Genomic DNA, 22082 nt, shown 5'->3' with positions numbered 1-22082 from the left:
CCCGAAGCGGCGGGTCCACTGCTTGCGCGGAGAGTAGGCGCGGCTGGTTAAGACCCGTTTAAGCTTAAGAGGAAGTTGCGGCGGCCGCATCAAAGCCCGCCGGAACCGCCTCCGGCTTGCCGCGGCGCGCCTCACCTCCCATGTCGCGGCCGACAGAGACAGACGGAGCCAGGACATGGACATTCGCCACGAGAACCACGGCGGCATGGGCCGCTTTTCGACGCCGGGCGGCGAGTCGGAGCTGACCTACACGATGGCCGGCGACACGACGGCGATCTTCGAGCACACCTATGTGCCGGCCAGCGAACGCGGCCAGGGCATCGCCGCCAAACTTCTGGCCGCGGCGGTCGACTGGGCCTGCGGCGCCGGCCTGACCGTGGTGCCGCAATGCTCCTACGTTCAGGCGCAGTTCCGCCGCCATCCCGAATACCGCGCGCTTCTGTAAGGCCGGCGCCGGCTGCCGCCTCCCCTTGCAAACGCCAACGGGGGCGGGCTTGCGCCCGTCCCCGTCGAGTCAGCCTTGGGAGGATGGCTTACGAGTGGTAGGCGACCTCGCCGTGATAGGCGAGATCGAGGCCCTGGCGCTCGGCCTCGGCGGTCGGCCGCAGCCCCACGGCCATGTCAACGAGCTTGAACAGGATCGCCGAGATGACGCCGCACCACACGATGGTGACGAGGACGGCCCAGATCTGGATCATGGTCTGTGCGGCGATGGAGAAGTCCGCGTCGCCCGTGCCGCCCAGCCAGGGCGCGGTGAAGATGCCGGTGCCGATCGCCCCGACGATGCCGCCGACACCGTGGATGCCGAAGACGTCGAGGCTGTCGTCATAGCCGAACTTGTTCTTCACGACATCGACGAAGAAGTAGCAGATGCCGCTGGAGATCGCGCCGAGCACAATGGCGCCGACCGGCCCAACGGTGCCGCAGGCCGGGGTCACCGCGACGAGACCGGCGACGATGCCGGAGGCCGCGCCCAGCATCGAGGCCTTGCCGCGCATCATCGTCTCGATCACGCACCAGGCGACCAGCGCGCCGGCGGTGGCGGTGAAGGTGTTCAGCATGGCCAGCACCGCGCCGCCGGTCGCCTCGAGATTCGAGCCGGCGTTGAAGCCGAACCAGCCGACCCACAGGATCGAGGCGCCGACCATGGTCAACGTCATCGAGTGCGGAGCCATCATGTCGCGGCCGAAGCCGGCGCGCTTGCCGACGAACAGGCAGCCCACCAGCGCCGCGATGCCGGCATTGATGTGGACGACGGTGCCGCCGGCGAAATCGAGCGCGCCCCAGTTGAAGATCAGGCCCGAGCCGTCCCACACCATGTGGGCGATCGGGAAATAGACCAGCGTCACCCAGAGCACGGTGAACAGCATCACCGCCGAGAACTTGATGCGCTCGGCGAAGGCGCCAACGATCAGGGCCGGCGTGATCACCGCGAAGGTCATCTGGAAGGCGATGAACAGATATTCCGGCAGCGCGACCCCGTCGGTGAAGGTGGCAGCGGTGGAATCCACGGTCACCCCGGCAAGGAACAGCTTGCCGAAGCCGCCCCAGTAAGGGCTGGTGCCGCCGCCGAATGCCATGGAGTAGCCGTAGACCACCCAGATGATCATCACGACGCCGGCGATGACGGTGCACTGCATCAGCACCGACAGCATGTTCTTGGCCCGCACCAGCCCGCCATAGAACAGCGCCAGGCCCGGCAGCGTCATGAAGAGGACGAGCAGCGTCGCGGTCATCATCCAGGCAACGTCGCCCTTCTCGACGACGGGCGCCGCCGCCGCAGCCGCTTCGGCCACCGCGGCCTCCTGGGCCAGTGCCGGACAGGCAAGCGCCGCGGCAAGGCCGAGGCCTGCGGCCAAAGCCGGCAGATGGCGTTTCAGACGGGAAGTGGTGACCATGTCGCTCTTCTTTCCAGTGCGCCCCTGAAGGGGCCGGAGAGGAAGCGTCGCGGCGCTCCCGCGGGCAGACAATCAAAAGCCGTGCCATATCCCCGAAGCAGCGCGCAGCGCCTTAAAACTGGCCGATCTGACGCCATTTTCGCCGCAGCGGCCGCGCAATCTGCCTGTTTCGCGCCCAGAATGACGCTTTGTTAGGCATACCGGTCACGCGTTCGGCATCGGCGCCCCGAACGTGAAAAGGGGGCCCCAAGGGCCCCCTTCTCGCATCGTTCGGCAGGTTTGGATCAGGCGCGGCCGACCGAGAACTCCGGATAGGCTTCCACGCCCACCTCGGTTCGATCGAGGCCAAGCGCCTCTTCCTCCTCGCTGACCCGGATGCCCATCACCGCCTTCAGGATCGCCCAGACCACCAGGCTGACGACGAAGGTGAAGACACCGTAGGCGAGGACGCCGATCAGCTGCACGCTGAAGCTCGTCTCCGCATTGGTCAGCGGCACGGCCATCGTGCCCCAGATACCGGCGAGGAGATGGACCGGGATCGCACCGACCACGTCGTCGATCTTCAGCTTGTCCAGCAGCGGCACCGCGAAGACCACGATCACGCCACCGACGGCACCGATCAGGATCGCCGACAGGGGCGAGGGCTGCAGCGGCTCCGCCGTGATCGAGACCAGACCCGCCAGGGCGCCGTTCAGCACCATAGTCACGTCGACCCGCTTGTAGATGACCTGCAGCAGGATCAGCGTGGCGACCACGCCGCCGGCCGCGGCCAGGTTGGTGTTGGCGAAGATGCGCGACACGTCCGACACGTCGTTGATCGTGCCCATGGCGAGCTGCGATGCACCGTTGAAGCCGAACCAGCCGAGCCACAGGATGAACGTGCCCAGCGTGGCGAGCGGGATCGACGAACCCGGCATGGCGACGCCGCGACCGTCAGCGGTGAAGCGACCCTTGCGTGCGCCCAGAAGCAGCGCGCCCGCCAGTGCAGCCCAGCCACCGACCGAATGGACGAGGGTGGAACCGGCGAAGTCGGAGAAGCCCATCACCGACAGCCAGCCGGCGCCCCACTGCCAGGAACCGGCGATCGGGTAGATGAAGCCGGTCAGGATGACCGTGAAGGCGAGGAACGGCCACAGCTTGATGCGCTCGGCCAGCGTGCCCGAGACGATCGAGGCGGCGGTGGCCACGAAGACCATCTGGAAGAACCAGTCGGAGGCCGTCGAATAGCCGGTGGCGAGGTTGTTGCCGCCCACAGCGTCGAAGCTGTAGGTGCCGAAGGAGCCGAAATAGCCGCCGTCGACGCCGGTGTACATGAGGTTGTAGCCGACGATCCAGTACATGATGCCGGCGATGGAATAGAGCGCGATGTTCTTCAGGCACTGCATCGAGACGTTCTTGGAACGCACGAGGCCGGCCTCGAGCATGGCGAAGCCCGCCGCCATCCACATCACCAGGAAGCCGCCCACGAGGAACAGCAGGGTGTTGAAGATGTAGGCGACGTTCGGCTCGGTCGCATAGGCGACGGCCGCAGCGGCGGCGTCGGAGCCCTGGCCCGCGGCTTCGGCTGCCGCTGGCGCGGCGTCCTGGGCGAAGGCGGCGGTGGCCGCCAGGCCGGTCAGCGTGCCGGCGGCGAATAGGAGTTTCGTGAACTTCATGGTCCGGTCGCTTCCTCTCACAGTGCGTTGACGTCGACTTCGCCGGTCCGGATGCGGACCGCCTGGTCGATGCCGAAGACGAAGATCTTGCCGTCGCCGATCTGGCCGGTCTTGGCGGCGGTCTGGATCGCCTCCACCGTCCGGTCGACCAGATCGACCGCGACCGCGACCTCGATTTTCAGCTTGGGCAGGAAGCTCACCGCGTATTCCGTGCCGCGGTAGATCTCGGTGTGGCCCTTCTGGCGCCCGTAGCCCTTGACCTCGGTGACCGTCAGCCCCTGGACGCCTATGCCGGTCAGTGCTTCGCGCACCTCGTCCAGCTTGAATGGCTTGATGATCGCCATCACGATTTTCATGTTCACCTCGAACCTTGGGCGGCTGGGAGCACCGCCGAGTTGAGCCAGCGAATGCCGGGAGCGTCATGCGCCCGACGGTTGACTGACTCAGAGGAAAACAAGGTCCGTGCCAAACGGGCCGAACAACCGCCAATCAGGCGATTATTCTGGCCGGGGCCCTCGGGCGCCGCTTTTTGAGGCACCTGGCTTCAGCCCAATCTGCACAGTTTATATGCAGAACGGGCGGTCGTGATGGTTTTCTAGGCGCCCCGGCGCGGCCGGATCAGCCCTTCCTGCGCGACCGAGGCGGTCAGGACGCCGTCGGCGGAATAGAGCGAGCCGCGGGTCAGGCCGCGGGCGCCCGACGAGGACGGGCTGTCCTGGGCGTAGAGCAGCCAGTCGGAGACCCGCACCGGCCGGTGGAACCACATGGCATGGTCGAGGCTGGCGGCCTGGATGCGCTTGTCGAACACCGACAGGCCGTGGGCGAAGAGCGAGGTGTCGAGCAGCGTCATGTCCGACAGATAGGCCAGCACCGCCGCGTTCAGCGCCCGGTCGTCGCCGATTTCGCCCGGGCAGCGCACCCAGACCCGCTGCACCGGCTCCAGCTTGTCGGTCGTCAGATAGTGGTCGAAGGAGATCGGCCGGAACTCGATCGGCCGCGGCCGCTCCCAGTAGCGCCGCACCGCTTCGGGCGCCCGCTTCAGGATCGTCTGGTTCAGGTCCTCGCCATGCGGCACCTCGTCCGGGCCCGGCACGTCCGGCATCGTCGCCTGGTGGTCGAGCCCCTCCTCGTCCTTCTGGAACGAGGCCGACAGCGAGAAGATCGCGTGGCCGTGCTGGATGGCGACGACCCGGCGGGTGGTGAAGGAGCCGCCATCGCGGATCCGGTCGACATCGTAGATGATCGGAGTGGCGGGGTCGCCGGGCCGCATGAAGTAGGAATGCAGCGAATGGCAGAAGCGGTCGGCCGGCACGGTGCGCTGTGCCGCGACCAGCGCCTGGGCGATCACCTGGCCGCCGAAGACCCGCTGCCAGCTCTGGTCCGGACTGGTGCCACGGAAGAGATTCTCCTCGATCCGCTCCAGGTCGAGGGTCTCGAGGAGCTTTTCAACGGCCTCTGTCATCCTAGATTCACTCCGGTACGCGGACAGATCGCCGCCGTTCGCCTGACCCGGCGTTGCACCACAAACCGGCAGATGGTCAACCGGTTTCGGACCGAATCTGCCCCGCCGCCCTCGCGCGTGCGCGATATCAGGAGCCTTGCATGTCCGACGACACCCTTGCCGATACCACGCCCGAGCACGCCGACATCGTGGTCGCCGGCGCCGGCTATGTCGGCCTGACGACGGCGGTGGCGATCGCGGATGCCGCGCCGTCGCTGAAGATCGTCCTCGTCGACGCCGCGCCCGAGGGCGTCTGGCAGCGGGACGGCCGTGCCTCGGCCGTGGCCGCCGCCGCCATCCGCATGCTGGAGCAGCTCGGCATCTGGCAGGAGGTCGCCGACGAGGCCCAGCCGATCACTGAGATGATCGTCACCGATTCCCGCACCTCCGATCCGGTGCGGCCGGTCTTCCTGACCTTCGGCGGCGAGGCGCGGCCGGGCGAGCCCTTCGCCCACATGCTGCCCAATGTCGCCCTGAACGGCGCCCTGCGCAAACGCGCCGACGCCCTCGGCATCCAGATCCGCGCCGCCACCGCGGTGTCCGGCATCGACCAGAAGCCGGCCTCGATCCGCGTGAAACTGGCCTCCGGCGGCGCCATCGAGGCGCGACTTCTCGTCGCCTGCGACGGCGTGCGCTCGGCGATCCGCGACATGGCCGGGATCGGCACGGTCCACTGGGATTACGGCCAGTCCGGCATCGTCGCGACCGTTGCCCACGAGCGGCCGCATCACGGCCGCGCCGAGGAGCACTTCCTCCCCTCCGGCCCCTTCGCCATCCTGCCGCTGAAGGGCAACCGTTCGTCGCTGGTCTGGACCGAACCGACCCGCGAGGCCGACCGCCTCGTCGCCTCCGACGACATGATGTTCGAGCTGGAGCTGGAGCAGCGCTTCGGCCACAAGCTGGGCGCCTTGACCGTCGAAGGGGGTCGCCGCGCCTTTCCGCTCGGCCTGACGCTCGCCCGCGACTTCGTGCGGCCGCGCATCGCGCTGGCCGGTGATGCGGCCCACGGCATCCACCCGATCGCCGGGCAAGGCCTCAATCTCGGCTTCAAGGACGCCGCGGCACTGGCCGAGACCGTCGTCGAGGCCGCCCGCCTCGGGCTCGACATCGGCGCGCTCGACACCTTGCAGACCTACCAGCGCTGGCGGCGCTTCGACACGGTGCAGATGGGCATCACCACCGACGTCCTGAACCGGCTGTTTTCCAACGACAACGGCCTGTTGCGCGCGGCCCGCAGCTTCGGCCTGTCGCTGGTCGACCGCACCCCGCGGCTGAAGGATTTCTTCATCGGCCAGGCCGCCGGCCTGCATTCCGGGGCCTCGCCGCGGCTCCTCCAGGGCGAGGCCATCTGAGGGCTCCGCCGCGGCAAAACGGCAGCATTTCGGGGCGTCTGGAACGATTCTATCGCCCCGCACGCCCCCGGCAGCAAATTCTTTCCCGCCTTGCCGCTGCTCGGCAATGCCCGCCGCCGATCCGAGGATCGAATACGCCTATGTAGGGTCAACGCGACGTGGCCTTTTGCGGCCGATGGCAGGGAGCAACCGACATGGCGAAGGATCACCGCGCCGGATCGAAGGTCAGGGGCGACAAGCTGCCGGCGATCGTGATGGCCAATCACCTTCTGGAAGGCGACGTCGTCTTCCTCGCCGACAGCGGCTGGACGCTCGACCCGTCCAAGGCCCGCGTCGCCTATGACGCCGAGACGGCCGACGCCATGGAGGCCGAGGGCAAGGCGGCGCTCGCCGCCAACATGGTGGTCGATCCCTATCTCGTTCCCGTCGATATCGAGGGGTCCGGCCTGCCGGTCGCCCGGCATTTTCGCGACGCCATGCGCCAGAAGGGTCCGTCGATCCATCCGGACATGGGCAAGCAGGCCGAATACGAGACGCCCGCCTGAGCCGCGCATCGGCGCGACAGGGGATGGCAGCCGGCCGGACCGGCGCCGAGACGAGCTTGAAGAGGACACGAGCATGTATCGCTATGACGAGTTCGACGAGGAGTTCGTGCGCGAACGCGTGGCCCAGTTCCGTGGTCAGGTGGCCCGGCGGCTGGACGGCTCGCTCTCGGAAGACGAGTTCAAGCCGCTGCGGCTGAAGAACGGCCTCTACCTCCAGCTCCACGCCTACATGCTGCGCATCGCCGTGCCCTACGGCACGCTGAGCTCGAAGCAGCTGCGCCAGCTCGCCGACATCGCCGAGACCTACGACAAGGGCTACGGCCACTTCACCACGCGCCAGAACCTGCAGTTCAACTGGCCGAAGCTGAAGGACGTGCCGGCGATCCTCGACATGCTCGCTGATGTCGAAATGCACTGCATCCAGACGTCCGGAAACTGCATCCGCAACGTCACCGCCGACCAGTTCGCCGGTGTCGCCGCCGACGAGGTGGAGGATCCGCGCCCGACCGCCGAGCTGATCCGCCAGTGGTCGAGCCTGCATCCCGAATTCACCTGGCTGCCGCGCAAGTTCAAGATCGCCGTCACCGGCGCCGAGCACGACCGCGCCGCGATCATGGTCCACGATGTCGGGCTGAAGATGAAGCGCGGCCCGGACGGCGAGCCCGGCTACGAGGTCGTCGTGGGCGGCGGTCTCGGCCGCACGCCGATGATCGGCAAGATCGTTCGCGACTTCATTCCGCGCGACGAGCTGCTCGCCTATCTCGAGGCGATCATGCGGGTCTACAATTCCGAGGGCCGGCGCGACAACAAGTTCAAGGCGCGGGTGAAGATCCTCGTCCACGAGACCGGCGAGGAGGAATTCCGCCGCCGGGTCGAGGCCGAATACGCCCAGCTCGACGGGCCGACGATCAACGCGCCCGAGGACGAGGTGGCGCGCATCGCCGCCTATTTCGCGCCGCCGGCCTACGAGACCCTGCCCGACACCTCCGAGACGCTGGAAGCCGCGCGCCGCGCCGATCCGGGCCTCGATCATTTCGTCACGCAGAACGGCTTTGCCCACAAGCAGCCGGGCTACATCGCCCTGACCATCTCGCTGAAGGCCATCGGCGAGGTGCCGGGCGACATGTCGGCCGAGCAGATGCGCGTCTTCGCCGACATCGCCGAGCGCCATTCCCTGTCCGAGCTGCGCGTCACCCATTCGCAGAACCTCGTCCTTCCCTATGTGAAGAAGGACGACGTGCCGGCGGTCTATGCGGCGCTGAAGGCGGCGGGCCTGGCGACCGCCAATGCCGGCCTCGTCACCGACATCATCGCCTGCCCCGGCCTCGACTATTGCGCGCTGGCCACGGCGAAATCGATCCCGATCGCCCAGGAGATCGCTCGGACCTTCCAGGACGAGGACCGCCAGCGCGACATCGGCCCGCTGCCGATCAAGATCTCCGGCTGCATCAATGCCTGCGGCCACCACCATGTCGGTGCCATCGGCATTCTCGGCCTCGAAAAGGCCGGCAAGGAGAATTACCAGATCACCGTCGGCGGCGACGCCACGGAGAACGCCGCCCTTGGCGAGCGCCTCGGCCCCGGCATCGACGCCGAGGACGTGCCGGGCGCGATCGAGAGCATCGTCGAGGTCTATCTCGGCGAACGCCGGGAGGGCGAGGAGTTCATCCAGACCGTGCGCCGCGCCGGGCTGGAGCCGTTCAAGGCCGGCTTCACCGCCTATATCGCTTCGCGCCAGGCCGCGACGGAGGCAGCCGAATGACCCTGATCCGCGAGACCGGCGAGACGCCGGACACTTATCGCCGCGTCGACAGCATCGAGGCCCTCGGCACGGACGGCGCCCTGATCGTTCCGCTTGCTCTGGCCGAGGCGGCCAAGAACCAGCTCGCCGGCCGCCGCTTCGGCCTGTCGGTGCCCAACAACGCCGCGGTGGAAGACATCGCGCCGTTGCTGGCGGATGTCGATCTGGTCGTGGTCGAGTTCCCGGCCTTTTCCGATGGCCGCGGCTTTTCGCTGGCCAAGCGCCTGCGCCGGGCCGGCTTCGAAGGCACGCTGCGCGCTTCGGGCCCGCTTATCGCCGACCAGTTCGCCGATGCGCTGGCCTGCGGCTTCGACGAGGTGGAGCTACCCGAGACCATGGCCAACCGCCAGCCTGTCCAGCAGTGGATGGAGGCCAAGGACACCATGAGCCGCCACTACCAGAACGGCTACGGCGACGACCGCAGCATCCTGAGAAAACGGCTGGCCGCCCGCGAGGCTTGAAACGATGACCACAACCCTGCCCGATCTGGCCGCGACACTGAACGGTGAATTCGCGGGCCTGACGCCGCTCGAACGCCTGCAGGCGATGGTCGCGCGCGTCAACGGCCCCGTCGTCTTCACCACCAGTCTCGGCATCGAGGACCAGATGATCACCCATCTGATCTTCTCAAACGATCTGCCGATCCAAGTGAAGACGCTGGACACCGGCCGGCTGTTTCCCGAGACCTACGCGCTGTGGCGCGAGACCGAGGAGAAATACGGCCGTCGCATCCGGGCGATGTATCCGCAGGCCGAGGCGCTCGAGGAACTGGTCAACGATCAGGGCATCGACGGCTTCTACTACGCACCGGAATTCCGCAAGAATTGCTGCGGCGTGCGCAAGGTGGAGCCGCTCGGCCGGGTGCTGGCCGGGGCGGCGGGCTGGATCACCGGCCTGCGCCGCGACCAGTCGGCCAACCGCTCCGACATGGATTACGTCGCCTTCGACGGCGCCCGCGGGCTGATCAAGGCGAACCCGATCTTCGACTGGACGCGTGAACGCATCGCCTCCTTCACCGCCGCCGAGGGCGTGCCGGTGAACGCGCTGCACGCGCAGAACTTCCTGTCGATCGGCTGCGCGCCCTGCACCCGCGCCATCCGGCCGGGCGAGCCCGAGCGGGCCGGCCGCTGGTGGTGGGAAGAAGAGACCAAGCGCGAATGCGGCCTGCATGTCGATGACGACGGCCGGCCCATGCGCGCCGACAACAACCGTCCCGCCGAAGGGGACGCGGCCTTCGAAAGGCTCCCGCAATGAAGCACATGACCCATCTGCAGCGGCTCGAGGCCGAGTCGATCTTCATCATCCGCGAGGTTGCGGCGACCGCCGACAATCCGGTGATGATGTATTCGATCGGCAAGGATTCGGCCGTCATGCTGCATCTCGCCATGAAGGCCTTCGCCCCCGGCAAGCCGCCCTTCCCGCTGCTGCATGTCGACACGACCTGGAAGTTTCGCGAGATGATCGAGTTCCGCGACCGCCGGGCGCGCGAGCTGGGCCTCGACCTCATCGTCCACACCAATCAGGACGGCGTGCGCGACGGCATCAGCCCGTTCGCCTCGGGCAGCCGTGTGCACACCGAGGTGATGAAGACCCAGGCGCTGAAGCAGGCCCTCGACAAGTACCAGTTCGATGCGGCCTTCGGCGGCGCGCGCCGCGACGAGGAGAAGTCCCGCGCCAAGGAACGCATCTTCTCGCTGCGTTCGGCCGAGCATCGCTGGGACGCCAAGAACCAGCGGCCCGAGCCCTGGCGGCTGTTCAACACCCGCAAGAAGAAGGGCGAGAGCTTCCGCGTCTTCCCGCTGTCCAACTGGACCGAGCAGGATGTGTGGGACTACATCGCCCTGGAGAAAATCCCGGTGGTGCCGCTCTATTTCGCCAAGACCCGGCCGATCGTGCGCCGCGACGGCGCGCTGATCATGCGCGACGACGAGCGCATGGAACTGCGCCCGGGCGAGACCGTCGAGAACATGATGGTCCGCTTCCGCACCCTTGGCTGCTACCCGCTGACCGGCGCGGTGGAATCCGAGGCGGCCGATCTCAAGGACATCATCTCCGAAATGCGGGGCTCCCGCACCTCCGAGCGCCAGGGCCGGGTCATCGACCAGGATTCCGGCGCCTCGATGGAAGAGAAGAAGCAGGAAGGCTATTTCTGACATGACCATCGCCGTGCAGAAACGCCCCCGCGAGGATGCGGTCGACACCGCCCTCACCGGCCATGCCAATCCCGCCGTGATCGCCGAGGACGAACGCTTCGCGGGCCCCGCGCCCGACGATGGCGATGTGGCCGTGGTCGATCCGCAGGCCGCCATGCAGCCCGTGCTGGCGCCGGCCGAATCCCTCCTGCGCTTCATCACCTGCGGCTCGGTGGACGACGGCAAGTCGACCCTGATCGGCCGTCTGCTCTTCGAGACCAATGCGGTCTTCGACGACCAGATGGATACGCTGAAGCGCGATTCCCGCAAATTCGGCACGACCGGCGAGGATCTCGACTTCGCGCTGCTGGTCGACGGCCTGTCGGCCGAGCGCGAGCAGGGCATCACCATCGATGTCGCCTATCGCTATTTCTCGACCGGCAACCGCGCCTTCATCATCGCCGACACGCCGGGCCACGAGCAGTACACCCGCAACATGGCGACCGGCGCCTCGCAGGCCGAGCTCGCCGTCATCCTCGTCGATGCGCGCAAGGGCATCCTGCCGCAGACGCGGCGGCACTCATTCATCACCTCGCTCGTCGGCATCAAGAGCGTCGTGATCGCTATCAACAAGATGGACCTCGTCGATTTCAGCCAGGAACGCTACGAGGCGATCCGGCGCGACTACGAGGCGATCCTGCCGCAGCTCGGCTTCACCGACGTCTCCTATGTGCCGCTGTCGGCCAAGAATGGCGACAACATCGCCGCCCCGTCGCCGAACATGCCCTGGTATGACGGCCAGACGCTGCTGCAGCGCCTGGAAACGGCAACGCCGGAGACCTTCGACGCCGGCTCGGCGCCGTTCCGCCTGCCGGTGCAGTGGGTCAACCGTCCCAATCTCGACTTCCGCGGCTTTGCCGGCACCATCGTCGGTGGGCGCGTCGCCCCCGGCGACGCGATCGCCGTCATGCCCGGCCGCCGCACCACCACCGTCAAGGCGGTCTGGGGTCCCGACGGCGAAGTCGCTAGCGCCGAAGCCGGCGAGGCGGTCACCCTGACCCTTGCCGACGAGGTCGATGTCTCGCGCGGCGATGTCCTCGTCGGGCCGTCCGACACGATCGCTGCCCAGAAGACCGTGACCGCCGACATCCTCTGGATGGCCGACCGTCCGCTGATTTCGGGCGGCCGCTACGTCGCGCGCCTCGCCACCTCGACGACGCCCGCTTCGGTGCGCAGCCTCGACAACGCCATCGACATCCACACCTTCGAATCCGGCGCGGCCAACGTTCTTCTGATGAACGAGATCGGCCAGATCACCCTCGGCTTCGACCGGCCGGTGATGGCGACGACCTATGAGGAAAACCGCGAGCTCGGCTCCTTCATCCTGATCGATTCGCTGACCAACGAGACCATGGCGCTTGGCATCGTGCGCACGGTCTCCGCCTCCGATGAGATCGCCCAGACCGCGCCGGCCGAGGCGCCGCTGTCCCCTCTCGCCCGGGCGCAGGCCCTGTGGTTCGGCGCCGCCGAGGGCGAGCATCGCAAGGGCCACGGCAAGCTGATCCGCTACCGGGCGGCCGGTGCGGTGATGATCGGCATCCTCGCGCTGCTGTTCGGGCTGGGGATCGGCTTCGCTGCGCTTCTGGCGGCGATCGACTTCGTGCTGCGGCCGTTCCTGGCGCTCATGACCGGCGGCGGCGATCTGCCCGGAAAGAACGGCGCCGACCCGACCACGGTGGGCGACGGAGCCGGCATTTGATGGCGGCAGGCACGATCGGGCCCTGCACCGAGGATCGCGGCAACCCGAGCGACGACATTCGCCGCTCGCGGCGGGTGCGGCGTCGGCTGCCGCTGATCGAGCTGATGCTGCTGGTCGCCTCGATCGCGGTCTGCGCCGCCTTCGTGCTGGACTGGCTGGGCTGACCGCATGATCGCGATCCTCCCCGCCGAGGCCGTTAACCGGCACGGCGGGGAGATGGCCGCAGCATGGCCCTGCCCGAAAATCGTCCCTGAATGAGCACCTCGCAGTCACGTCCCCGCCATCCACCGCGCCGAGGTTCTGGCCATGGACGGATCGGAGCCTTCGATCCGCATCGACGGAGTGACCTCATGAAGACCACCCTTCTCGCCGCCGCGGTTCTCGCCTTCGGCGCCGGCGGCGCCTTCGCCCAGGAAGCCCAGACCGCACCGCAGAAGACCCCGACCTGCGCCGAGGCCCTGCCCCAGATCGAATCGCTGATCGGCCAGGCCGACCAGGCCGGTCTGAAGACCGAGACCGCCGAGGATCACGTCGAGACGGCGCGCGCCGCCCAGACCTCGCAGGACGAGGAAGGCTGCATCCGCGCCCTCGTCATGGCGCAGAACGATGTGCTGACGCAGGCGCAAGAGGCCACGCCGGCGCCCGAGACCAAGCAGCAGTAAGCACGCATATCCAGACAATGCACGAAGGGCCGGCGCATCAGCGACCGGCCCTTTTCATGTCGGCGACAATCGGCGCGGCTCAGTCGAGGGTGCGCGCCTCGGACGGCAGCATGATCGGGATGCCGTCGCGGATCGGATAGGCGAGCCGCGCCGCCTCCGACACCAGCTCGTTGCGCTCCCGGTCGTAGCTCAGCGTCGTCTTGGTCAGCGGGCACACCAGCAGCTCCAGCAGCTTGGGGTCCGGCTGGCCGGCCTGGTGCCGGGGGCTCGTCTCGGTCATGGCATGTCCTTCAGCGCGGCGTTGCGGCGGCCGTTGCGCGTCTTATCGCCCGCCGGCCAACCGGCTGCAATCGCCGTCGGCCGGGCATGGGCCGCCTATTGCAGCGTGTGCGGCGGCGAACCATCGCCGCCATCGCCATCGCGGGCCAGCGAGATCTCCGTGATCGCGATCAGCGTCTCGGCCCGCGTCTTCAAGTCCGGCGCTTCGAGCAGCGCCTGCTTTTCGGCCGCGCCATAGGGCGACATCATGCAGAGCGCATTGACCAGCGTCTCGTTCGACGCCCGGGTGACGCTTTCCCAGTCGGCCTCGAGCTGGTTGGCGTCGAGATATTGCCGGAACGCCTTTAGCAGCGCGTCGCGGTTCACCTCTTCCGCGCCCTTGCCGAAATCGAGATCGCCGAGGAACGGCTTGACCCGGAAGGAACGATAGGGCGCGCGGGTGCTCAGCTCTTCCAGGGTCCGGAAGCGCACCACGCCATGCAGGTTGAGGATGTAGCGGCCGTCGCCCGATTCGGTCAGCGAGGTGATCCGGCCGAAGCAGCCGACCTGGCAAAGTTCGGGTTCGCCGTCGGGACGCGCGCCCCCGTCGAGGCTGGGCTGGATCATGCCGATGATCCGCGCGCCCGCCATGGCGTCGTCGATCATCTCCAGATAGCGCGGCTCGAAGATGTTGAGCGGCAGTTGACCGCCCGGCAGGAGCAGGGCTCCCGAGAGCGGGAACACCGGGACCGTGTCCGGCAGGTCCGAAGCGGTCCGGTAGTTGATATTGCCAGCGTGAACCAAACGATGTCTCCGTGTCAGACACCGAAGTTGGATCGGTCGCCGGCGATCTCAAGGGATGCGGCAGAAGGCGGCAGGCACGGCGCGCCCTGCCGCCGCCCGGAAAAGCCGAACCGGACCGCGCACTGTCGCGCGGTCCGGGGCAGGAATTCAGGAGAACAGGAGGCCCGACAGGCGCCGCCGCGCGTCCTTGGTCGCCGGATCGGTCGGTCCCCAGGCCTGGAAGAACTCCAGGAGCTTGGTGCGGGCCGCATCGTCGTCGAAGCTGCGGTCACGGCGGATGATCTCCAGGAGGTGCCCCGCCGCGGTCTGGCGGTCGCCCCTGGCCTGGGCGATCAGCGCCAGGTCGTAGCGCGCCCGGTGGTCGTCCGGATCGCTCTCGATGCGCTGCTGCAGCAGCACCGGATCGCCGAGCTGGGCGATCTCCTCGGCGAGCTTCAGCTTGGTGCGCACCGCTTCCACGGCCGGATCCTCGGTCTTCCCCTCGCCGACGGCGTCGTACTGGTCGATCAGCGCCTTGGCGCGGGCCGCGTCGCCGGTCGCCAGGTAGCATTCGGCCAGACCGCCCGTTGCGCCGGCATGGCCCGGCTCGTGCTGCAGGACGGCGCCGAAGATCTGCGCCGCACCGCCTGCATCGCCATCGGCCAGAAGCTGGTTCGCCTGCTCCATCGCCTGCGCCACCGGATCGTTGCCGCCGCCGCCCTGGCCCTTGGTGACGCGATCGATGAAGGCCTTGATCTCGCTCTCGGGCAGGGCGCCCATGAAGCCGTCCACCGGCTGCCCGCCGACAAAGGCGAACACCGCCGGGATAGACTGCACGCCGAGCTGGCCGGCGATCGACGGATGGTCGTCGATATTCATCTTGACCAGCTTCACCTTGCCGCCGGCGGCCGCGACGGCGCGCTCCAGGATCGGCGTCAGCTGCTTGCAGGGACCGCACCACGGCGCCCAGAAATCGACGAGCACCGGCTGGTTGCGCGATTCCTGGATGACGTCGGCCGGGAACTGCGCCGTCGTCGTGTCCTTGACGAGGTCGGCCGCGGCCGGGGCGGAGGCGTCGCCGAACCCCTGCAGCGTGGTCGTCGGTGCGGCGGGCGCTGCCGGGGCCGCCGGCTGGCGCGGCGTGGCGGCGGACGGCGCCGCCGGCGTGGTCGACTGCTGGCCGTAGCCGCCATAGGAAGTGCCGCCGTAGGGGGCGTAGGGATTGTCGCTCATTCTGCCTGTCCGTCGCCGGCCGGCGCCTCGAGCCCGATGACAAGCGGCTCGTGCCCCGTTGATTGGAAGAACGCCATCAGGTCCGCCGTCGCGATCGTCGTCGTCGCTTCGTTGGTCATGGGATGGCAGTTCACCATATCGTGCATCAGAAGGCCTTCATCAAGCACGAGGCGGACCGTGCCGTCGCGATCGTTGACGACGCCGAAGGCGGTCACCGATCCCGGCTCGACGCCGAGCAGCGAGCGCATCTGGTCGGCGCTGGCGAAGGACAGCCGCCCCGACGCGCCGATGCGCTTGTGCAGGCCCTTCAGGTCTACCGTCCGGCTCTCCTCGGCGACGACGAGGAAGATCGTCCCCTTCTTGTCCTTCAGGAACAGGTTCTTGGTGTGCCCTCCGGCGATCGTGCCGCGCAGCGACTGGCTTTCCTCCACCGTGTGCAGCGGCGGATGCGCCACGGTCGTGGTGGCGATGCCGAGCCCGTCGAGATAGGCCATCAGAGCGTCGCGGTCCTTCATCAGGCGTCTCCCCTTGCGATTGGCGAACAGCGCCGCGTTACCGCACCTGCGCCCGCTTGCGAAGTCCCGTCCTGAACCGCTACGCCGCCCAGCATGACAACAGCACCGGATGCACGACACCGCATGGGAGCGACTCACCTCGGGCCCAGTCTGAGGGATCCTGGAAGAGGATCGCCGTCTCCCTTGCCGCCACCAACCTCGTTCAGGCCGCGGCCACTGCCTCTCCCGCCCTCCACCGGGGCGCCCATCGCGCCTTTGGCGCCCTCCCCGATCCCTGTGCCCTCCTGAGCCGTGGCTCCCGCACCCCATCGGATCCCTCGCCAAACATCCCGGAATCCCGTGCATTCCGGCCCGCGCGGCACGCCACGAAAATCCTGTTCGATTCCCGTCATTTCGCTGTTGCAATCCACCGACGATTGGGGCATACACCGCTCGTCCGCGGCGCTCAGGCGCCGCACGGAGCGGGCGGGCGTAGCTCAGGGGTAGAGCACAACCTTGCCAAGGTTGGGGTCGTGGGTTCGAATCCCATCGCCCGCTCCAATTTTCCCCCATCTCGACATTTCTGACGGCATTGATCGCGATACGGTTCTGGCCGGTTTCGTTCGTGCGAGCACGCGTCTGTTTCAGCGTGCTGTGTGAACCTGCCCGACGCGAGGCGCATTTCCTCGGCGCACCAGCATCGGCCGCATTCTCCGCAACACCCCGTGACCTCCTGCACCGGCCGCCTAGATGGCAGGGCAAAGGAGTTCCCATCATGAACAAGCTCATCCCCATCGCCCTGACGGCGCTTCTGGCCCTGTCGGCCTGCAGCGACGAAACCGAGACCGACGCGGCCGATCCGGCCGTGTCCACCACCAGCGAGCCGGCTCCCGCGCCGTCGAGGACCGAACGCGAGACCGGCGAAGCCATGGAGGCGATCGGCGAGGCCGGACGCCAGACCGGCGAAGCGGCCCGTTCGGCGCTGGAAGACCTGTCCGAGGCCGCCGGTCCGGCCATCGACCAGGCGCGCGAGGCCGGAAGCAAGGCCCTCGACGATGCGAAAGAGGGGCTGAACAACGCCACCCGCAGCGCCGCCTGCCGGACGGCCCGTGCCGCCGAGGACGCCGACGGCATCGCTGCCAATTGCTAGACCGACGTTGCCGCCCGGCGATGCGTGGCGGGGCGACCCTCCGCCCGCCCCGCCGGGGGCCTTTTGGACCAAGCCGACACTCCGACCACGATCGCGCCGGGCGGGCCGGAAGGGCGATCTCGGCAACTCTTTCCACGGCGAACCATGGCGACGACCGCAAGCCGACGATCGGGCTCAGACCGCGCCCGCCTTTTCTTTCGGTAAGATGTCGGTCGCCCGGTGATCGTCGCCGACGCCCTCGATCAGGAACACCTCGCCCTCCGCGCCCTGCATCCGCAGGGGCCTGATGGCCTGATAATCCGGCGAATCGTACCACGCCCGCGCCACGCTCATGTCCGGGAAGGCGAGAACGACGATGTCGTCGGTCGCCTCTCCCTCGCAAAGCTCCTTCGCGCCGCCATGGATGAGGAACCGGCCGCCAAACGGCACCAGCGTGGCGTCGATCCGCTTGAGATAGTCGACAATGCCTTCGTTCAGCGTGACATTGCGCAGATGGGCGATGGCATAGGCGGGCATGTCGGCCTCCCTGTTCGTTTTCAGGCCAGCGCCCGGCCGGACCGCTGCGCCGCCTCGAACTCGAGAACGGCCAGAAGAGCCACGACGCCGGCCTGGGCGAGGAGACAGATCCAGCCAGGGAGATTGGGCGCCAGAACGCCGCTTGCCGGCAGGGCCACGCTGGCGATGACCCACAGCGCATTGCCGAGAACGACCATGAGAGCCGCCCAGCCCGGTATCGGTCGAAGCCGGGCGACGGCGATCATGAAGGCGGCGATCGGGAGGAGAAGCATGCCGGCGCCCGAAAGAAAGCCGGCCGGAATCTGCGTTATGCCGGCGAGCGGGCCGGAGGCGGCCAGAAGCAGACCGCCCATCAGGGTGCAGGTGACCGCATCGAGGGTCAGCAGGGTGCGGGAGCTGGGAAAGCGCGGGTTACGTTCCATCGGTTCGGCCTTTCCTGTGCGATGGGGCCCGATCCGCCGGGCCGCTGGCGGCAATCCTCATCGCGCACGGGACCTCTGTCGATTACGTCCGAGGTCATTGCCGAGGACAGGCGGGGTGATGGAGACACGGCCATGACACGCGCACGACGATCCGCGGGAGACCTCTTGCGCCAGTGGCGCCAGCGGCGGCGCTTCAGCCAGCTCGGTCTCGCCCTCGATGCCGGCATTTCCCAACGCCATCTCAGTTTCCTGGAATCGGGTCGGTCGGCGCCGAGCCGGGCGATGCTCTTGCGCCTTGCGGATCATCTCGACATGCCGCTGGAGGCGCGCAACACCCTTCTCCTCGCCGCCGGCTTTGCCCCGCTCTTCCCGCAGCATGACCTCGCGGACGCCGAACTGACGGCCGCCAGAGAGATCATCGACCGGATCCTTTCCGGCCACGCGCCCCACCCGGCCCTGGCCGTGGACCGCCACTGGACGCTGCTTTCCGCCAACGCTGCGGTTGCGGCCCTGACGGCCGGCGTCGCGGGGCACCTCCTCACCGGCGCGGTCAACGTCCTGCGCCTTGGCCTGCATCCGGAGGGACTGGCCCCGCGGATCATGAATTTCGCCGAATGGCGCGCGCATCTTCTGCGGCGCCTCGCCCGCGACGTCGCCCTGTCGGCCGACCCCGTGCCGGCCGCCCTCCTGGAGGAGCTCGAATCCTATCCGGCGCCCACCCAAGCCGACATGTCACCGAACCCGGAACCGCCCGAACCGGCCGTGGCCGTGCCGCTGATCATCACGAGCCCGCACGGGCCGCTGACCTTCCTCAGCACCACCACGATGTTCGGCACGGCCACCGACGTCACCCTGGCCGGAATCGCCATCGAAAGTTTCTTTCCGGCGAACCGGCAGACCGCCGACGCCATGGCGACACTCGCCGGCAGCGTGAAGGACGCCTCGTCCGGGCCGCGGGACCAGATCAGTCTGTAGGGAGGTCTCGGCGAGGCCCGCAAGGCGGACCGGGGGAGGCAGGCAGGGGCCCGGATCATGGCGCACCCAACGATCGCTTGCGGATCAAAGCGCCAGGAACGACGCAACAGAGGCGCGACAGAGGCCCCAAACGACAAACACTCCCGGAGCCGGGGCTCGCGGGAGTGTCTGAAACTTGGTTGCGGGGACAGGATTTGAACCTGTGACCTTCAGGTTATGAGCCTGACGAGCTACCGGGCTGCTCCACCCCGCGCCATTGCCGTGCAGCGCGTTCCGCGTCGCCGGTGACCTCCATATATGCGACAGGCGGATGAATGTGAAGAGGAAATCTCGTGGAATTTCGAGAAAACGAAATCCTCTCCGGCTCACGCGACGCTCGCGGGCCGATCCCTCCTGTCAGGCCCGGAAGGCTAGCAGAGGTGGCGTCGCTTGAGAAGCGTCGCCACCTGCCCTCCGGGCCGAAGCCACGGCGACCGCTGCCGCCGATGACCCAGTTGCCAGCGATTCAGTTGCGCAGTTCTCGCCGCAGCACCTTGCCGACGCCGCTCTTGGGCAGCTCGTCGCGGAACTCCACCTCGCGCGGCCGCTTGTAGCCGGTCAGATTGTCCCGGCAGAACGCCTTGACCTTGTCGGCCGTCAGCTCCGGATCGCTCGCCACGACGAACAGCTTCACCGCCTCGCCGGAATTCTCGTCCGGGATCGCGATCGCCGCGGCTTCCACGACGCCGGGCATCCGCGTGACGATCTCCTCGATCTCGTTGGGATAGACGTTGAAGCCGGAGACGTTGATCATGTCCTTCTTGCGGTCGACGATCCTGAAGCGGCCGGTCTCGTCCATCACGCCGATATCACCCGTGCGGAAGAAGCCGTCGGCGGTCATCACCCGGGCGGTCTCGTCGGGACGGTTCCAGTAGCCGACCATGACCTGTGGGCCGCGAATGGCGATCTCGCCGCGCTCGCCCATCGGCACCTCGCCGCCCTCCTCATCCAGGATCTTCAGCTCGGTCGAGGGGATCGGCACGCCGATCGTGCCGCTGTATTCGGTGGAGTCTGTCGGATTGCAGCAGGCCGACGGCGCGGTTTCCGACAGGCCGTAGCCCTCGCAGATCGAACAGCCGGTCTGCTTGCGCCACAGCTCCGCCGTCGCCGCCTGGACGGCCATGCCGCCGCCCACCGACAGGCGCAGATGCGACCAGTCGACATTCTTGGCGTCGGGATGCCGGGCCAGGGCGCCGAACAGCGTGTTGACCGCCGGGAAGGAGTGGAAGCGATACTTCTTCAGCTCCTTCAGCGTCGCGGGAATGTCGCGCGGATTGGGAATCAGGATGTTGCAGCCGCCGGTGCGCATCGACAGCATCATGTTCACGGTGAAACCGAAGATATGGTAGAGCGGCAGCGCGCAGACCGTCGTGATCTGCTCGTTCGCCGGCATGTTCTTCAGCGCCGGCGCGTGCCAGGCTTCCGACTGCAGGACATTGGCGATGATGTTGCCATGGGTCAGGGTCGCGCCCTTGGAAACGCCCGTCGTGCCGCCGGTATATTGCAGCACCGCCGGCTCGTCGCGCTCCGAGGCGACCGCCGTGAAGCTCGCCGCCCGCCCCCGCGCCATGGCGTCGCGAAAGGCGATGGCGCCGTCCAGCTCGTAGGCCGGCACCATCTTGCGCACCTTGCGCACGACGAAATTGACCAGGTGCCGCTTCAATGTCGGCAGCATGTCGCCCATCGACGTCACGATGACATGCTCGACCGGCGTCTCGGCCCGGCAGGCCTCGAGCGTCGAGGCCATGTTCTCGAGAATGACGATCGCCTTGGCGCCGGAATCACGCAGCTGATGCGACAGCTCCCGGGGCGTGTAGAGCGGGTTGGTGTTGACCACGATCAGCCCGGCCCGCAGCACGCCGGCGACCGCCACCGGATACTGGAACAGGTTCGGCATCATCAGCGCGACGCGGTCACCCTTCTGCAGTCCCAGCGACTGCAGGAAGGCGGCGAAATGGCGTGATTCCTCGTCCAGCTCCTTGAACCGCATGGTGGCGCCCATGAAGTGGAACGCCGGCTGGTCCTTGTGCTGGATGAACGCTTCGCTCAGCAGCTCGCCGAGGGAATGATAGGGGAAATCCGGCAGCTCGGCCGGAACGCCGTCCGGATAGATCTGCAACCAGGGTTTCTGCATTCTCGACACCTCCCGTTGTCCGCCCATACCGATAGCGCAGACTGGGGAGAAACGGAACGCTCTACCGTTTACGTCAACGGAAATTCTGCGGCTTTCTCGCGAAGGCAGGAATGCGCGGTGAACGGCCGCCATCGGTGCGAGACCGCGGCGCGCCGATGGCGACCCGGCCGGCAGGGCGAGCCGGGTCGCTTTCGACGGTCGGGAGTGACCCGACTAGAGGTTCCGGCCGATGGCGCCGCCGGCAACCGCGCCGCCGACGCCGCCGATGACCGCACCGCCGGTACCGCCGACCGCATTGCCGATGACGGCGCCACCGACACCGCCGACGGCCGCGCCGCCGATGGTCTTCTGGGTCCGGCTGCAGCCGGCGGCCGCAAGCATCACGGCCATGACGACGGAGACGGTGTAGAGCTTGGTGTTCATGCCGCAATTCTCCCTGCGAAGGCCCGCCATTCGTCGCGAATGCGGTGTCCCGAAAGAACTAAGCCGACGGAATGATGCGGCAAGAACGCGGCACAGGGTTTTGCGGCTGCCGCCGGTTCACGGTCCCGTCAGGAGGCACAGATTACCCCCCGAACGCAAAAAGCCCCTCGGCTGTGGAGCGCGAGGGGCTTTTTGTGGTGCGTTGTGAAGAAGGTGGTCTCAATGGACAACTTGCGATTTGCAGACCTGGCGGCGACCGACTTTCCCGCGTCTTGAGACGAAGTATCATGGGCGCTGGGGCGTTTCACGGCCGAGTTCGGAATGGGATCGGGTGCGGCCGCCCCGCTAGA

Annotated in this window: 24 protein-coding genes, 2 tRNA genes and 1 rRNA gene; 13 read left to right on the top strand and 14 right to left on the bottom strand. The window is 67.7% G+C overall.

The features are described 5' to 3' along the window. The first annotated feature begins 175 nt into the window (after window positions 1–175). Window positions 176–445 carry a GNAT family N-acetyltransferase gene (locus H9Q09_RS14225; protein ID WP_187391580.1) on the top strand — a complete coding sequence of 90 codons (270 nt, stop codon included), beginning with the start codon at window positions 176–178 and terminating at the stop codon, window positions 443–445. Between the two features lie 88 nt (window positions 446–533). On the opposite strand, the gene H9Q09_RS14220 is transcribed toward H9Q09_RS14225, so the two are convergent. The 4 genes from H9Q09_RS14220 to tesB all read right to left on the bottom strand — a co-directional run bounded on the left by H9Q09_RS14220 (window position 534) and on the right by tesB (window position 5015). Continuing rightward, window positions 534–1898: an ammonium transporter gene (locus H9Q09_RS14220; RefSeq protein ID WP_187391579.1), complete on the bottom strand. Its 1365-nt coding sequence runs from the start codon at window positions 1896–1898 to the stop codon at window positions 534–536. A gap of 284 nt (window positions 1899–2182) precedes the next feature. Beyond that, the gene (locus H9Q09_RS14215) at window positions 2183–3553 is read right to left on the bottom strand and encodes an ammonium transporter (protein WP_024351937.1); all 1371 of its coding nucleotides are present in this window, start codon (window positions 3551–3553) and stop codon (window positions 2183–2185) included. Window positions 3554–3570: 17 nt separating this feature from the next. Next, entirely contained in the window at window positions 3571–3909 is a 339-nt protein-coding gene (locus H9Q09_RS14210) for a P-II family nitrogen regulator (protein ID WP_029703667.1), read from the bottom strand. A gap of 239 nt (window positions 3910–4148) precedes the next feature. After that, window positions 4149–5015, bottom strand: coding sequence for an acyl-CoA thioesterase II (gene tesB / locus H9Q09_RS14205; RefSeq protein WP_024351938.1), 867 nt, complete (start codon window positions 5013–5015; stop codon window positions 4149–4151). 140 nt (window positions 5016–5155) lie between these two features. Between tesB and H9Q09_RS14200 the strand changes: the two genes are divergently transcribed. The 9 genes from H9Q09_RS14200 (at window position 5156) to H9Q09_RS14160 (ending at window position 13305) form a co-directional block, all read left to right on the top strand. Next, window positions 5156–6406, top strand: coding sequence for a ubiquinone biosynthesis hydroxylase (locus H9Q09_RS14200; RefSeq protein ID WP_187391578.1), 1251 nt, complete (start codon window positions 5156–5158; stop codon window positions 6404–6406). A gap of 194 nt (window positions 6407–6600) precedes the next feature. Beyond that, window positions 6601–6951, top strand: coding sequence for a DUF2849 domain-containing protein (locus H9Q09_RS14195; RefSeq protein ID WP_024351940.1), 351 nt, complete (start codon window positions 6601–6603; stop codon window positions 6949–6951). 73 nt (window positions 6952–7024) lie between these two features. Then, the gene (locus tag H9Q09_RS14190; protein WP_187391577.1) at window positions 7025–8713 is read left to right on the top strand and encodes a nitrite/sulfite reductase; all 1689 of its coding nucleotides are present in this window, start codon (window positions 7025–7027) and stop codon (window positions 8711–8713) included. Continuing rightward, complete coding sequence (locus H9Q09_RS14185; protein WP_187391576.1) at window positions 8710–9213, top strand: DUF934 domain-containing protein; 504 nt, start codon at window positions 8710–8712, stop codon at window positions 9211–9213. Before H9Q09_RS14190 ends, H9Q09_RS14185 begins: the two co-directional genes overlap by 4 nt. A 4-nt stretch (window positions 9214–9217) precedes the next feature. Continuing rightward, window positions 9218–10006: a phosphoadenylyl-sulfate reductase gene (locus tag H9Q09_RS14180; protein ID WP_187391575.1), complete on the top strand. Its 789-nt coding sequence runs from the start codon at window positions 9218–9220 to the stop codon at window positions 10004–10006. Further along, the gene (gene cysD / locus H9Q09_RS14175; protein WP_187391574.1) at window positions 10003–10905 is read left to right on the top strand and encodes a sulfate adenylyltransferase subunit CysD; all 903 of its coding nucleotides are present in this window, start codon (window positions 10003–10005) and stop codon (window positions 10903–10905) included. Before H9Q09_RS14180 ends, cysD begins: the two co-directional genes overlap by 4 nt. Window position 10906: 1 nt before the next feature. Next, complete coding sequence (cysN, locus tag H9Q09_RS14170; protein ID WP_187391573.1) at window positions 10907–12643, top strand: sulfate adenylyltransferase subunit CysN; 1737 nt, start codon at window positions 10907–10909, stop codon at window positions 12641–12643. Then, window positions 12643–12807, top strand: a complete 165-nt coding sequence (locus tag H9Q09_RS14165) for a hypothetical protein (protein ID WP_155898553.1) — start codon at window positions 12643–12645, stop codon at window positions 12805–12807. The genes cysN and H9Q09_RS14165 overlap by 1 nt, the downstream gene beginning before the upstream one ends. Before the next feature lie 186 nt (window positions 12808–12993). Beyond that, window positions 12994–13305 (top strand): hypothetical protein, encoded by a 312-nt coding sequence (locus H9Q09_RS14160; protein ID WP_187391572.1) that lies wholly within the window; start codon window positions 12994–12996, stop codon window positions 13303–13305. Window positions 13306–13384: 79 nt separating this feature from the next. Here the strand turns inward: H9Q09_RS14160 and H9Q09_RS14155 are convergent, their stop codons facing one another. The 4 genes from H9Q09_RS14155 to H9Q09_RS14140 form a co-directional block, all read right to left on the bottom strand. Next, window positions 13385–13585: a Trm112 family protein gene (locus tag H9Q09_RS14155; protein WP_024351947.1), complete on the bottom strand. Its 201-nt coding sequence runs from the start codon at window positions 13583–13585 to the stop codon at window positions 13385–13387. Window positions 13586–13680: 95 nt separating this feature from the next. After that, window positions 13681–14367 (bottom strand): LON peptidase substrate-binding domain-containing protein, encoded by a 687-nt coding sequence (locus H9Q09_RS14150; RefSeq protein ID WP_187391571.1) that lies wholly within the window; start codon window positions 14365–14367, stop codon window positions 13681–13683. A gap of 147 nt (window positions 14368–14514) precedes the next feature. Beyond that, on the bottom strand, window positions 14515–15579 hold the full coding sequence (gene trxA, locus H9Q09_RS14145; protein WP_187391570.1) for a thioredoxin: 1065 nt from the start codon (window positions 15577–15579) through the stop codon (window positions 14515–14517). Then, on the bottom strand, window positions 15576–16094 hold the full coding sequence (locus tag H9Q09_RS14140; RefSeq protein ID WP_187391569.1) for a prolyl-tRNA synthetase associated domain-containing protein: 519 nt from the start codon (window positions 16092–16094) through the stop codon (window positions 15576–15578). The genes trxA and H9Q09_RS14140 overlap by 4 nt, the downstream gene beginning before the upstream one ends. A 465-nt stretch (window positions 16095–16559) precedes the next feature. Between H9Q09_RS14140 and H9Q09_RS14135 the strand changes: the two genes are divergently transcribed. Beyond that, window positions 16560–16634 (top strand) — tRNA-Gly (locus H9Q09_RS14135). Between the two features lie 214 nt (window positions 16635–16848). Next, the gene (locus tag H9Q09_RS14130) at window positions 16849–17223 is read left to right on the top strand and encodes a hypothetical protein (RefSeq protein ID WP_187391568.1); all 375 of its coding nucleotides are present in this window, start codon (window positions 16849–16851) and stop codon (window positions 17221–17223) included. 174 nt (window positions 17224–17397) lie between these two features. Here H9Q09_RS14130 and H9Q09_RS14125 read toward each other — a convergent pair whose 3' ends face one another. Together H9Q09_RS14125 and H9Q09_RS14120 are read right to left on the bottom strand one after the other, a co-directional pair. Beyond that, complete coding sequence (locus tag H9Q09_RS14125) at window positions 17398–17739, bottom strand: DUF1330 domain-containing protein (RefSeq protein WP_187391567.1); 342 nt, start codon at window positions 17737–17739, stop codon at window positions 17398–17400. Between the two features lie 20 nt (window positions 17740–17759). Then, a complete protein-coding gene (locus H9Q09_RS14120; protein WP_187391566.1) occupies window positions 17760–18161 on the bottom strand; it encodes a hypothetical protein in 402 nt (133 codons plus the stop codon). A 132-nt stretch (window positions 18162–18293) separates the two neighbouring features. Here H9Q09_RS14120 and H9Q09_RS14115 point away from each other — a divergent pair, with 132 nt between their 5' ends. Next, window positions 18294–19136 carry a helix-turn-helix domain-containing protein gene (locus H9Q09_RS14115; protein WP_210315369.1) on the top strand — a complete coding sequence of 281 codons (843 nt, stop codon included), beginning with the start codon at window positions 18294–18296 and terminating at the stop codon, window positions 19134–19136. Between the two features lie 176 nt (window positions 19137–19312). On the opposite strand, the gene H9Q09_RS14110 is transcribed toward H9Q09_RS14115, so the two are convergent. The 4 genes from H9Q09_RS14110 to rrf form a co-directional block, all read right to left on the bottom strand. After that, window positions 19313–19389, bottom strand: a tRNA-Met gene (locus tag H9Q09_RS14110). 252 nt (window positions 19390–19641) lie between these two features. Further along, a complete protein-coding gene (locus tag H9Q09_RS14105) occupies window positions 19642–21309 on the bottom strand; it encodes a long-chain-fatty-acid--CoA ligase (RefSeq protein ID WP_187391564.1) in 1668 nt (555 codons plus the stop codon). Window positions 21310–21522: 213 nt separating this feature from the next. Beyond that, a complete protein-coding gene (locus H9Q09_RS14100; RefSeq protein WP_187391563.1) occupies window positions 21523–21732 on the bottom strand; it encodes an osmotically inducible lipoprotein OsmB in 210 nt (69 codons plus the stop codon). Window positions 21733–21976: 244 nt separating this feature from the next. After that, window positions 21977–22082 (bottom strand): 5S ribosomal RNA (rrf, locus tag H9Q09_RS14095); the annotation flags it as partial.

Origin of the sequence: Aurantimonas sp. DM33-3 (genome assembly GCF_014334315.1) — a bacterium.
Classification (GTDB): domain Bacteria; phylum Pseudomonadota; class Alphaproteobacteria; order Rhizobiales; family Rhizobiaceae; genus Aurantimonas; species Aurantimonas coralicida.
Note: the sequence above shows the minus strand (reverse complement) of the source record. Positions and strands in the feature narration are given on the sequence as shown.